The organism is Pseudomonas sp. FeS53a (genome assembly GCF_000931385.1).
Taxonomy (GTDB): Bacteria; Pseudomonadota; Gammaproteobacteria; order Pseudomonadales; family Pseudomonadaceae; genus Metapseudomonas; species Metapseudomonas otitidis.
The window spans coordinates 66,936-78,943 of sequence record NZ_JYFT01000041.1 but is presented as its reverse complement, the minus strand read 5'-3'; the positions used below and the strand labels follow the sequence as shown (position 1 = coordinate 78,943).

Genomic DNA, 12,008 nt, shown 5'->3' with positions numbered 1-12,008 from the left:
ACGATGCATTGCGAATCCCCGATCAAACGCCGTCCCTCCCGCAAGATCTGGGTCGGCTCCGTGCCGGTGGGGGGCGATGCCCCCATCGCCGTGCAGAGCATGACCAACACCGACACCTGCGACGTCGCCGCCACCGTCGGCCAGATTCGTCGCCTGGAGGAAGCCGGTGCCGATATCGTGCGTGTATCCGTGCCGGACATGGAGGCAGCCGAAGCCTTCGGCCTGATCAAGCAGCAGGTCCGTGTCCCGCTGGTGGCCGATATCCACTTCGACTACAAGATCGCCCTGCGCGTGGCGGAACTGGGTGTCGATTGCCTGCGGATCAACCCCGGCAACATCGGCCGCGAGGACCGCGTCAAGGCCGTGGTCGACGCCGCCCGTGACCGCAATATCCCGATCCGCATCGGCGTCAACGCCGGTTCCCTGGAGAAGGACCTGCAGAAGAAGTACGGCGAGCCCACCCCGGAAGCCCTGCTCGAATCGGCCATGCGCCATGTGGACTACCTCGACAAGCTGGACTTCCAGAACTTCAAGGTCAGCGTGAAGGCTTCCGACGTGTTCATGGCCGTCGCCGCCTATCGCCTGCTGGCCAAGCAGATCGAGCAGCCCCTTCACCTTGGCATCACCGAGGCCGGTGGCCTGCGCTCGGGTACCGTCAAATCGGCGGTCGGACTGGGCATGCTGCTCGCCGAAGGCATCGGCGACACCATCCGCATTTCCCTGGCCGCCGACCCGGTGGAAGAGATCAAGGTCGGTTTCGATATCCTCAAGTCCCTGCGCCTGCGCTCCCGTGGCATCAACTTCATCGCCTGCCCGAGTTGCTCGCGGCAGAACTTCGATGTGGTCAAGACCATGAACGAGCTGGAAGGGCGCCTGGAGGACCTGCTGGTCCCGCTGGACGTCGCCGTCATCGGTTGCGTGGTCAACGGCCCCGGCGAAGCCAAGGAGGCCCATGTCGGCCTCACCGGCGGTACGCCGAACAACCTGGTCTACATCGACGGCAAGCCGGCGCAGAAACTGCAGAACGAGAACCTGGTGGATGAGCTGGAGAGGCTGATCCGTCGCAAGGCGGCCGAGAAGGCCGAGGCTGACGCGGCCGTCATCGCCCGCAGCTGAATTAAGGACACCCCGTGAGCAAGACCCTCCAAGCCATCCGTGGCATGAACGACATCCTGCCGGAGCAGACCCCTGCCTGGCGCTACCTGGAAAACACCTTCGCCACGCTGCTCGACGGCTATGGCTACAAGGAAATCCGCCTGCCCATCCTCGAGTTCACTGAGCTGTTTGCCCGCGGCATCGGCGAGGGCACCGACGTGGTCGACAAGGAGATGTACACCTTCCTCGACCGCAACGAAGAGTCGCTGACCCTGCGTCCCGAAGGCACAGCCGGTTGCGTGCGTGCCGTCCTCGAACACGGCCTCACTGGTGGCGGCCAGGTGCAGAAGCTGTGGTACGCCGGCCCGATGTTCCGCTACGAGAAGCCGCAGAAAGGCCGCTACCGCCAGTTCCACCAGATCGGCGTGGAAGTGTTCAACCTCCCGGGGCCGGACATCGACGCCGAGCTGATCGTGCTCACCTGGCGCTTGTGGCAGAAGCTCGGCATTGCCGACGCCGTGACTCTGCAACTGAACAGCCTGGGTTCCAGCGAGGCCCGTGCGCGCTACCGTGACGCCCTGGTGGCCTACCTGCAGGAGCGTTTCGACCGCCTGGACGAAGACAGTCAGCGTCGCCTCACCACCAACCCGCTGCGCATCCTTGACAGCAAGAATGCCGATACCCAGGCACTGCTGGTGGATGCGCCGACGCTTCACGACTACCTGGACGAAGAGTCCGTCGCGCACTTCGAAGGCCTCAAGGCGCGCCTGGATGCCGTCGGTATCCGCTACGAGATCAACCAGAAGCTGGTACGTGGCCTCGACTACTACAGCCGCACCGTCTTCGAATGGGTGACCGACAAGCTCGGCGCCCAGGGCACCGTCTGTGCCGGTGGCCGCTACGACGGGCTGGTCAGCCAGTTCGGTGGCAAGCCGACCCCGGGCGTGGGCTTCGCCATGGGCGTCGAGCGCCTGGTGCTGCTGCTGGAGACCCTGCAGCAGATCCCCGACACCCTCAACGCCCCGGCCGACGTCTACATCTGCGCCTTCGGCGAGCCGGCCGAGCTGGCTGCCCTGGCCCTGGCCGAACGCCTGCGTGATGGCCTGCCGGGCCTGCGCCTGCTGGTCAATGCCGCCGCCGGCAGCTTCAAGAGCCAGTTCAAGAAAGCCGACAAGAGCGGCGCACGGTATGCGCTGATCCTGGGTGAGGACGAACTGGCCAAGCGCGTGGTAGGTTTCAAACCCCTGCGCGAAGACCAGGAACAACAGAACATTGCCTGGGATGCTCTGACCGAGCACCTGGCCGCCTGCCTGCAACAGGCTTGAGCTTTGGAACATAGGAGTTGATTGGGGTGAGCACGCGTAGCGAAGACGAAGAACTGGCGGCGATCAAGGATTGGTGGCAGCGCAACGGCAAGCCCCTCGTCACTGGCGGCGCACTGGCGCTGGCCGTGGTGTTCGGCTGGCAGGCCTGGCAGAAGTACCAGACCAACCAGTCCCAGGGCGCCTCCATCGTCTACCAGCAACTGCTGGAGACGGCCCTGAACCCCAGCGGCAAGCCCGACGCCGGCAAGGTCGCGGAGCTGGCCAACAAGCTGAAGAGCGATTTCGGCGGCACTCACTATGCCCAGTACGGCAGCCTGTTCGTCGCCAAGGTGGCGGTGGAGTCCGGCAAGCTGGACGACGCGGCCGCCGAGCTCAAGGCGATCGTCGACAAGCCGGCCGACCCGACCTTGGGCGAGCTGGCACGCCAGCGCCTGGCCCGTGTCCTGGCGGCCCAGGGCAAGGTCGATGACGCCCTGAAGCTGCTGGAAGGCGACGCTACCAAGGCGTTCCTCGCCAGCCGCGAAGAACTCAAGGGTGATCTGCTGGTCCAGCTGGGCCGTGCCGATGATGCCCATGCCGCTTACGAGAAGGCCAAGGCCGCGCTGTCGGATGACGCCGCAGTCGGTGGCCTGCAGATGAAGCTCGACGACCTCGCCAAAGGGGACGCATGACGATGCGCTGGAAATTCGCCGCACTGCTGGCCCTGGCCGTCCTGGCCGCCGGTTGCAGCAGCAACAGCAAGAAGGAACTGCCGCCGGCCGAGCTGCCGAAGATCACCGAAGAGGTCCAGCTCAAGGAAGTCTGGAGCCGCTCCATCGGCGAAGGCCAGGGCGAGACCTACAACATGCTGGTGCCCGCCGTCGACGGCGAGGTCATCTATGCCGGTGACGTCGAAGGCCTGGTGGTCGCCATGGACCGCATGACCGGCGACAAGCTGTGGACCAAGGAACTCGACCTGCCGGTGTCCGGCGCGGTCGGTGCCGGCTACGGCCTGGTGCTGGTGGGCACCCTGAAGGGTGAGATCATCGCCCTCGACGCCAGCAACGGCGAAGAGCGCTGGCGTGCCCGCGTCAACGGCGAGGTGCTGGCTCCGCCGGCCACCAACGGTGACGTGGTGGTCGTGCAGACCCAGAACGACACCCTGTTCGGCTTCGACGCGTCCACCGGCAACCAGCGCTGGATCTACGAGAACACCCCGGCCGTGCTGACCCTGCGCGGCACCGGTGCGCCGATCGTGACCAACCGCCTGGCGGTGGCCGGCCTGTCCTCCGGCAAGGTGATCGCCGTCGACGTGCAGCGCGGCCTGCCGGTGTGGGAACAGCGCGTTGCTGTACCCCAGGGCCGTTCCGAACTGGATCGCGTGGTGGACATCGACGGTGGCCTGCTGCTGTCCGGTGGCACCCTGTACGTCTCCACCTACCAGGGCCGCGTCGCCGGCCTGGACCTGGAAAGCGGTCGCGTGCTGTGGCAGCGCGAAGCGTCCAGTTACGTGGGCGTCGCCCAGGGCTTCGGCAGCGTCTACGTCAGCCAGGCCAGCGGCACCATCGAAGGCATCGACGAGCGTTCGACCTCGGCTCTGTGGAGCAACGACTCCCTGGCCCGTCGCCAGCTCTCGGCACCCGAGGTGTTTTCCAGCTACGTGGCGGTCGGTGACTTCGAAGGCTACCTGCACCTGCTGAGCCAGGTGGACGGCCACTTCGTCGGTCGCGAGAAGATCGACGGCGACGGCCTGCGCGCCCGTCCGCTGGTGGTGGGCGACATGCTCTACGCCTTCGGCAACGGTGGGAAGCTGGTTGCCCTGACCATCCGCTAAGCTGGTGTTCAATGTCCGGCCGCTGCCGTTCGACGGCAGCGGCCGTTGTGTTTTCTGAAAAATGCAGTGGAGAGCCTCATGGTTCCCGTAATCGCCCTGGTGGGCCGCCCGAACGTCGGCAAGTCCACCCTGTTTAACCGCCTGACCAAGACCCGCAACGCCATCGTCGCGGAGTACGCCGGTCTGACCCGTGATCGCCAGTACGGCGAGGCGAAGTGGCAGGGACGCACCTACATCGTCATCGACACCGGTGGTATCTCGGGTGACGAGCAAGGCATCGACGCGAAGATGGCTGAGCAGTCCCTCCAGGCGATCGAGGAAGCCGATGCCGTGCTGTTCATGGTGGATTCCCGTGCCGGCATGAGCGCTGCCGACCAGTCCATCGCCGAGCACCTGCGCCGCCGCAACAAGCGCACCTTCCTGGTGGCCAACAAGGTCGACACCGTCGACCCGGACCTGGCCCGTGCCGAGTTCAGCCCCCTGGGCCTGGGGGACGCACTGCCCATCGCCGCCGCCCACGGCCGGGGCATCAGCCAGATGCTGCAGGCCGCCCTCGGCGAGTTCCCCCGTGACGACGATGCCGACGAGCAGGAAGCCGCCGAGACCGAAGAGGTCGCCGAAGGCGAGGAGGCCACGCGCATCCCCGGCCCGAGCGAGAAGGACGGCATCAAGATCGCCATCATCGGCCGCCCCAACGTCGGCAAGTCCACCCTGGTGAACCGCATGCTCGGCGAGGAGCGGGTCATCGTCTACGACCAGGCCGGCACCACCCGCGACAGCATCTACATCCCCTTCGAGCGCAACGAAGAGAAGTACACCCTGATCGACACCGCCGGCGTGCGCCGTCGCGGCAAGATCTTCGAGGCGGTGGAAAAGTTCTCGGTGGTGAAGACCCTCCAGGCGATCCAGGACGCCAACGTGGTGATCTTCGTCATGGACGCCCGCGAAGGCGTGGTCGAGCACGACCTCAACCTGCTGGGCTTCGTGCTGGAGACCGGCCGTGCCCTGGTCATCGCCCTGAACAAATGGGACGGCATGGAGGCGGGCGAGCGCGACTACGTGAAGACCGAGCTGGAGCGCCGGCTGTTCTTCGTCGACTTCGCCGACATCCACTTCATCTCCGCCCTGCACGGCACGGGCGTGGGCCACCTGTACAAGTCCGTCCAGGCTGCCTTCCACTCCGCCATCACCCGCTGGCCCACCAGCCGCCTGACCCAGATCCTCGAGGACGCGGTGCAGGAGCACCAGCCACCGCTGGTCAACGGTCGCCGCATCAAGCTGCGCTACGCCCACCTGGGCGGCGCCAACCCGCCGCTGATCGTGATCCACGGTAACCAGGTGGACGCGGTGCCCAAGTCCTACACCCGTTACCTGGAGAACACTTACCGTCGGGTCCTGCGCCTGGTCGGTACGCCGATCCGCATCGAGTACAAGGGTGGTGAAAACCCCTTCGAGGGCAAGAAGAACAAGCTCACCGAGCGCCAGGTGAACAAGAAGCGTCGCCTCATGTCGCACCACAAGAAGGCCGAGAAGAAGCGTCGCGACAAGAAGCGCTGATCCCGCTGCCGGTTGGAAGAGGGCGCCTGTGGGCGCCCTTTTTCATGGCGTGCGGCGGCTGTGGTCGGCGGCCCGCGCAGCGCTTAAGCTATGGCGCATTTCCCAGTCGCCAACAGCCGGATTGCAATGATCACCAGCAAGCTGCCCAACGTCGGCACCACCATCTTCACCCGCATGTCGCAACTGGCCGCCGAAGTCGGCGCCATCAACCTGTCCCAGGGCTTTCCTGACTTTGCCGCACCCGCCGCGCTGTGCGACGCCGTCGGCCAGCACATCGCCCAGGGGCACAACCAGTACGCGCCCATGACCGGGCTGCCGGCGCTGCGCGAGCAGGTCGCCGCCAAGGTGGCGACCTTCTACGGCCGCACGGTCAGCGCCGACAGCGAAGTGACCATCACCCCCGGCGCCACCGAGGCCATTTTCTGCGCCATCCAGGCGGTGGTCCGCGCCGGTGACGAGGTCATCGTCCTCGACCCCTGCTACGACAGCTACGAGCCCTCGGTGGAACTGGCAGGTGGGCGCTGCGTGCACGTACCGCTGGCCCTGCCGGGTTTCGCCATCGATTGGCAGCGGATGCAGGATGCGCTCAGTCCGCGCACCCGCATGATCATCCTCAACAGCCCGCACAACCCCAGCGGCGCGCTGATTTCCCGTGCCGAGCTGGACCAGTTGGCGGCGCTGATCCGCAGTCGTGACATCTACCTGGTGTCCGACGAGGTCTACGAACACCTGGTGTTCGATGGCGTCCAACACGTCAGCGTACTGGCCCACGACGAACTCTATGCCCGCGCCTTCGTGGTCAGTTCCTTCGGCAAGACCTACCACGTCACCGGCTGGAAGACCGGCTACGTGGTGGCGCCTCCGGCGCTCTCCGCCGAGCTGCGCAAGGTCCACCAGTACGTCAACTTCTGCGGTGTCACCCCGTTGCAGTGGGCGCTGGCCGATTTCATGGCCGCCCACCCCGAGCACCTGGCCGAGCTGCCCGGCTTCTACCAGGCCAAGCGCGACCTCTTCTGTGACCTGCTGGCTGACTCGCGCTTCCGCTTCACCCGCGCCGCCGGCACCTATTTCCAGCTGGTCGACTACAGCGGCATCCGCCCCGACCTGGGCGATGTCGCCATGTCCGAGTGGCTCACCCGTGAGCACGGCGTGGCCGCCATTCCCGTCTCGGTGTTCTACCAGCACGCCCCGGCCGACCTGCGGCTGGTGCGCTTCTGCTTCGCCAAACGTGAGGAGACGCTGCGCCAGGCAGCGGAAAAACTATGCGCGATCTGAGCCTTCTGCCCGACCTGAAGCTGGTTCTGGTTCAGACCACCCTGGTCTGGCACGACCGCGACGCCAACCTGGCCCGGTTCGAAACCCTGCTGGATTCCGCGCAAGGCGCTGACCTGGTGATCCTGCCGGAGATGTTCACCACCGGCTTCTCCATGGACTCCGAAGCACTTGCCGAACCCGAACAGGGCCCCACCCATGCCTGGCTCAAGGTCCAGGCTGCCCGGCTGGGTGCCGTGATCACCGGCAGCGTCATCATCCGTGCTGCCGATGGCAGCCACCGCAACCGCTTGCTCTGGGCCCGCCCGGATGGCGAGGTGCTGCATTACGACAAGCGCCACCTGTTCCGCATGGCCGGCGAGCACAAGCACTACAGCCCGGGGGAGACCCAGGCGTTGTTCGAGCTCAAGGGTTGGCGGGTACGCCCGCTGATCTGCTACGACCTGCGCTTCCCGGTCTGGAGCCGTGACCCGCACGACACCGACCTGCTGCTGTACACCGCCAACTGGCCTGCTGCCCGCCGTCATCACTGGAATCGTCTGATCCCCGCCCGTGCCATCGAGAACCTCTGCTACGTCGCCGCCGTCAACCGTGTAGGCAGCGACGGAAAAGGCCACCCCTACAGCGGCGATAGTCAGGTGCTCGATTTCCAGGGGGAGCCCTTGCTGAATGCCGATGACGGCGATGGCGTTTTCTGCACGACCCTGTCGGCCACCGCACTCGCCACCTACCGCGAGCGTTTCCCGGCCTACCTCGACGCCGACGGCTTCCAGCTTGCGCCCTGAGCGCCAGGCGACGACGGAAGAGGATCAAGCATGAGCGAACAGAAGCCGCTCCCTGCCTCCGGGCCCCGGCTGGTGCTGGGGGACCGGGTGTTCAACACACCGGTGGAGGTCACCCTCGCGGTGGTCGGGGGCAAGTGGAAAGCGCTGCTGGTCTACCACCTGATGGGGCAGACCCGGCGCTTTTCCGAACTCAAGCGCCTGGTACCGGACATCACCGAGAAGATGCTCGCCCAGCAACTGCGGGAGCTGGAGCGCGACGGCGTGGTCACCCGCACCGTATACGCCGAGGTGCCGCCGCGGGTGGAGTACAGCCTCACCGAGCACGGCCTCAGCCTGCGCCCGGTGCTCGATGCAATGTGCGCCTGGGGCAAGTGCCACTGGCAGCAACAGGGTTGAATCGTCGTGATGGCAGTTTGCCAATAATTCCCGGAAAGCCGTTGCCGTAGCCCTTAACATGGCCGATGCAGGGATGCGTCGATGACAGGTCACAAGGTGTGCCTGGTTTGTTGTTGCCGCTCCCTGCCCAACATGAACGCAAGGAGCGAATTCAATGCACAAGACACTCATGGCGCTGGGCACCTGCCTGGCGATGGGCCCGGTGATGGCCGCCACCTACTGCGACAGCCGGGGCAACAGCAGCAGCGAGTGGGTGGCCGGGGTCAGCGTCAATGGCACGGCCCAGGTCTCCGGCAGTGACGGTGGCTACCTGGATGCCACCGGCAAGCCACCTTTCCAGCTCACTGGCAAGGGCGACCGCCTGGAACTGCGTCCCGGCTTCCGTGGTTCCCAATACAACGAGAACTGGGGTGCCTGGATCGACTTCAACCAGAACGGCACCTTCGAGGCCAGCGAAAAGGTCCTGACCGCCCAGGGCAGCGCGGCTGTGTCCGCCCCCATCGCCATTCCCTCCGGCGTCACCGGCACCACGCGCATGCGCGTGCAGATGCGCTGGGGCTCTGCGGCCCAGCCCTGCGGCAGCATTGGCTACGGTGAGACCGAGGACTACACCGTCAAGCTGCCGGATGGCCCGGCACCGTCCACGTTCCCCTACACCCTCACCCTGGAGCCCGGTTTCTGGGTGACCCGTAGCGGTGAGCTGGGAGACAAGCTGGGCATGATCGTGGAGATGGACGGTGAGCGCGTTCTCCACCGCAATGCTGCCGGCAACCTGCGTGATCGGTACTGGCGCAACCTCGCTGGAAGTCGCTACCGAATCTGGCTCGAAGCCAACAACGGTGATGGTTACAAGACCGTGTCCAATACCGTCAGCTACCAGCCCGGTGTAACCGATCGCGTGGTACTGACCCGTGATGCCAGCCAGGGCAGTATCAGCCCCTCGGCCGCCTTCCAGGGCAACTGGGTGATCGCCCGCCAAGGGGCCGAGGTGGTGCGCCAGCCGGCCCAGGCGGGCGTGCCGCTGCAGTTCGCCTTCACCTATGGTGAGCGCTACCAGGTCTGGGCCGAGGCCAACGTGAATGGCAAGGATGAGGCGATCTCCGTCCCGCTGGCCTTCCGCGAGGGGTTCCCGTCGCCCTATATCGACCTGGAGGTGGAGGCGGACTTCCAGCTCCGCCACAACGGACCGAGCGGCAAGCCGCTGAGCTGGGTCATCCGCGAGAACGGTGTCGAAGTACTGCGCCAGCCCACCGGCGGTGCGTCCGAACTGCGCTATCCCTTCCAGAAGGGGCGCCAGTACAAGGTCTGGATCGAACAGACCGTTGGGGGCGAATCGGTGCAGGTCTCCGATGCCGAGTACTTCTCACCGGGGCTCACCGATCTCTTCCAGCTGACCATCGGCGCGAACAATGAGGTGACTCGCAGCGGCAGCCTCAACGATCCCCTGACCTGGGTAATCGAAGAGGACGGCAATACCGTTTTGCAGCGCAATGCAGCCAACGAACTGACCTTCACCTACTCGCCCTTCTATCCCACCAAGCGCTACCGCGTCTGGCTGACCCGCTTCGAGAACGGCTACTACCAGCGCGTATCCAACGTGGTGCGTTACGGTCGGGCCGCGGCACCGGTCGAGGACTACCTGCCGCTCTACCAGTTGTCGGTGGACGGCAGCCAGAACCTCACCCGCACCCAGGGCACGCACACCATGTTGACCTGGGTGATCGAAGAGGATGGCCAGATCGTGCTGGAGCGCGGTGCAGAGAACGAGCTGAGCTACCACTACTTCGCCTACACCCCCGGCAAGCGCTATCGCACCTGGCTGAAGGCGGTCATCGATGGCCGCTACCAGCGGGTGTCGCCGGTGGTCAGCTACTGAGTCCGACGCTCCCCTGAAACGAAGAACCCCGCCAATCGGCGGGGTTCTTTTTTCAGCGCGGTTGCACTCAGGCCGCTTCGGCCTCGGCCTGGCTCAGGGCGCGGTTGAGGGCGCTGAACAGGGCGCGGAAGCTGGCGGTGGTCAGGTTCTCGTCGATGCCGATGCCGTGCAGGGCGCGGCCGCCGTTCACCCGCAGCTCGATGTAGGCAGCGGCCTTGGCGTTGCTGCCGGCCCCGATGGCGTGCTCGGAGTAGTCCATCACTTCCACCTTCACCGGCAGGCTGGCCACCAGCGCTTCCAGCGGGCCCTTGCCCATGCCGCGCAGGTGCTGGGTCTCGCCCTTGACCTGGACCTCGATGTCCACCGCGCTGGTGCCGTTCTCTTCCTGCAGGCGATGGCCTTTCAGGGTGTAGGGCGTGGTGGCCTGCAGGTACTCGGCGTCGAGCAGCTTGTGGATCTGCTCGGCGGTCATTTCCAGGCCGAGGCGGTCGGTTTCCTTCTGCACCACCTGGCTGAACTCGATCTGCATGCGGCGCGGCAGGCTGATGCCGTATTCCTGCTCCAGCAGGAAGGTGATGCCGCCCTTGCCCGACTGGCTGTTGACGCGGATGACCGCCTCGTAGCTGCGGCCGATGTCGGCCGGGTCGATCGGCAGGTAGGGCACCTCCCAGCGCGCGCCGTCCTGCTGCTGGGCGAAGCCCTTGCGGATGGCGTCCTGGTGGGAGCCGGAGAAGGCGGTGTGCACCAGGTCGCCCACGTAGGGGTGGCGCGGGTGGACCGGCAGCTGGTTGCACTCTTCCACCACTTTGCGCACGGCGTCGATGTCGGAGAAGTCCAGCTTCGGGTGCAGGCCCTGGGTGTACATGTTCAGCGCCAGGGTCACCAGGTCGACGTTGCCGGTGCGTTCGCCGTTGCCGAACAGGCAGCCTTCCACGCGGTCGGCGCCGGCCAGCAGGCCCAGCTCGGTGGCGGCCACGCCGGTGCCGCGGTCGTTGTGGGTGTGCAGGCTGATGATCACGCTGTCGCGCTTGTTGATGTGGCGGCCGAACCACTCGATCTGGTCGGCGTAGACGTTCGGCGTGGCGCACTCAACGGTGGCGGGCAGGTTGAGGATGATCTTGTTGGTCGGGGTCGGTTCCCAGACGTCGATCACCGCGTTGCACACCGCCAGGGAGAAGTCCTGCTCGGTGGAGCTGAAGATTTCCGGCGAGTACTGGAAGGTCCACTGGGTTTCAGGTTGCTCGGTGGCGAGTTGCTTGATCAGGCGCGCGGCGTTGGTGGCGATGTCGATCACGCCTTGGCGGTCCTGGTTGAAGACGATGCGGCGGAAGGACGGCGCGGTGGCGTTGTAGACGTGGACGATGGCCTTCTTCGCGCCCTTGAGGGATTCGAAGGTGCGGGTGATCAGGTCTTCGCGGGCCTGGGTCAGCACCTGGATGGTCACGTCATCGGGGATGTGGCCGCCTTCGATCAGCTCGCGGACGAAGTTGAAGTCGGTGTCGGAGGCGGAGGGGAAGGCCACCTCGATCTCCTTGAGACCGACCTGCACCAGGGTCTTGAAGAAGCGCATCTTCTTCTGCGCATCCATCGGCTCGATCAGCGACTGGTTGCCGTCGCGCAGGTCGGAGCTGCACCAGATCGGCACTTCGGTGATGGTCTTCGACGGCCAGGTGCGGTCCGGCAGGTTGATGGCGGGGAACGGACGGTACTTGCTGGACGGGTCTTTGAGCATGCTCATGGCGAAATCCTTGTGTTGGGCCTGGTCGTTGCGGGCCCTGGGCGAATGAAAAAGCCGGGATGAGGCGACGCTGTTCAGCTACGCAGTCGCGGGCTGACCAGGCGGAGGCAGGCATGCTGCCGGAGGAGGATGAGGGTGTGAGCGTTTTGCA

At 65.7% G+C, this 12,008-nt stretch carries 10 protein-coding genes; 9 read left to right on the top strand and 1 reads right to left on the bottom strand.

Features of this window, described 5'->3' with window-relative positions; all coding sequences use genetic code 11:
* Positions 1-3 precede the first annotated feature (3 nt).
* The 9 genes from ispG to SZ55_RS12180 all read left to right on the top strand — a co-directional run bounded on the left by ispG (position 4) and on the right by SZ55_RS12180 (position 10,119).
* Positions 4-1,116 carry a flavodoxin-dependent (E)-4-hydroxy-3-methylbut-2-enyl-diphosphate synthase gene (ispG, locus tag SZ55_RS12220; RefSeq protein WP_044405987.1) on the top strand — a complete coding sequence of 371 codons (1,113 nt, stop codon included), beginning with the start codon at positions 4-6 and terminating at the stop codon, positions 1,114-1,116.
* A 14-nt stretch (positions 1,117-1,130) separates the two neighbouring features.
* Entirely contained in the window at positions 1,131-2,420 is a 1,290-nt protein-coding gene (hisS, locus tag SZ55_RS12215; RefSeq protein ID WP_044405985.1) for a histidine--tRNA ligase, read from the top strand.
* A gap of 26 nt (positions 2,421-2,446) precedes the next feature.
* On the top strand, positions 2,447-3,091 hold the full coding sequence (locus SZ55_RS12210) for a YfgM family protein (protein WP_044405983.1): 645 nt from the start codon (positions 2,447-2,449) through the stop codon (positions 3,089-3,091).
* A gap of 2 nt (positions 3,092-3,093) precedes the next feature.
* Positions 3,094-4,233: an outer membrane protein assembly factor BamB gene (gene bamB, locus SZ55_RS12205; protein ID WP_044405981.1), complete on the top strand. Its 1,140-nt coding sequence runs from the start codon at positions 3,094-3,096 to the stop codon at positions 4,231-4,233.
* A gap of 78 nt (positions 4,234-4,311) precedes the next feature.
* Complete coding sequence (der, locus tag SZ55_RS12200; RefSeq protein ID WP_044405979.1) at positions 4,312-5,790, top strand: ribosome biogenesis GTPase Der; 1,479 nt, start codon at positions 4,312-4,314, stop codon at positions 5,788-5,790.
* A gap of 126 nt (positions 5,791-5,916) precedes the next feature.
* The gene (locus SZ55_RS12195; protein ID WP_044405977.1) at positions 5,917-7,065 is read left to right on the top strand and encodes a pyridoxal phosphate-dependent aminotransferase; all 1,149 of its coding nucleotides are present in this window, start codon (positions 5,917-5,919) and stop codon (positions 7,063-7,065) included.
* The gene (locus SZ55_RS12190; protein WP_044405975.1) at positions 7,053-7,847 is read left to right on the top strand and encodes an amidohydrolase; all 795 of its coding nucleotides are present in this window, start codon (positions 7,053-7,055) and stop codon (positions 7,845-7,847) included. The genes SZ55_RS12195 and SZ55_RS12190 overlap by 13 nt, the downstream gene beginning before the upstream one ends.
* A gap of 30 nt (positions 7,848-7,877) precedes the next feature.
* The gene (locus SZ55_RS12185) at positions 7,878-8,243 is read left to right on the top strand and encodes a winged helix-turn-helix transcriptional regulator (protein WP_044405973.1); all 366 of its coding nucleotides are present in this window, start codon (positions 7,878-7,880) and stop codon (positions 8,241-8,243) included.
* Between the two features lie 154 nt (positions 8,244-8,397).
* On the top strand, positions 8,398-10,119 hold the full coding sequence (locus tag SZ55_RS12180) for a GEVED domain-containing protein (RefSeq protein WP_044405971.1): 1,722 nt from the start codon (positions 8,398-8,400) through the stop codon (positions 10,117-10,119).
* A 67-nt stretch (positions 10,120-10,186) separates the two neighbouring features.
* On the opposite strand, the gene leuA is transcribed toward SZ55_RS12180, so the two are convergent.
* Positions 10,187-11,857: a 2-isopropylmalate synthase gene (gene leuA / locus SZ55_RS12175; protein ID WP_044405968.1), complete on the bottom strand. Its 1,671-nt coding sequence runs from the start codon at positions 11,855-11,857 to the stop codon at positions 10,187-10,189.
* Between the last annotated feature and the right edge of the window lie 151 nt (positions 11,858-12,008).

Bases quoted from the DNA above. Each gene is read 5' to 3' on its own strand.
- ispG (WP_044405987.1), top strand. From the start codon at position 4: ATGCATTGCGAATCCCCGATCAAACGCCGTCCCTCCCGCAAGATCTGG.
- bamB (WP_044405981.1), top strand. From the start codon at position 3,094: ATGCGCTGGAAATTCGCCGCACTGCTGGCCCTGGCCGTCCTGGCCGCC.
- der (WP_044405979.1), top strand. From the start codon at position 4,312: ATGGTTCCCGTAATCGCCCTGGTGGGCCGCCCGAACGTCGGCAAGTCC.
- SZ55_RS12195 (WP_044405977.1), top strand. From the start codon at position 5,917: ATGATCACCAGCAAGCTGCCCAACGTCGGCACCACCATCTTCACCCGC.
- SZ55_RS12190 (WP_044405975.1), top strand. From the start codon at position 7,053: ATGCGCGATCTGAGCCTTCTGCCCGACCTGAAGCTGGTTCTGGTTCAG.
- SZ55_RS12185 (WP_044405973.1), top strand. From the start codon at position 7,878: ATGAGCGAACAGAAGCCGCTCCCTGCCTCCGGGCCCCGGCTGGTGCTG.
- SZ55_RS12180 (WP_044405971.1), top strand. From the start codon at position 8,398: ATGCACAAGACACTCATGGCGCTGGGCACCTGCCTGGCGATGGGCCCG.
- leuA (WP_044405968.1), bottom strand. From the start codon at position 11,857: ATGAGCATGCTCAAAGACCCGTCCAGCAAGTACCGTCCGTTCCCCGCC.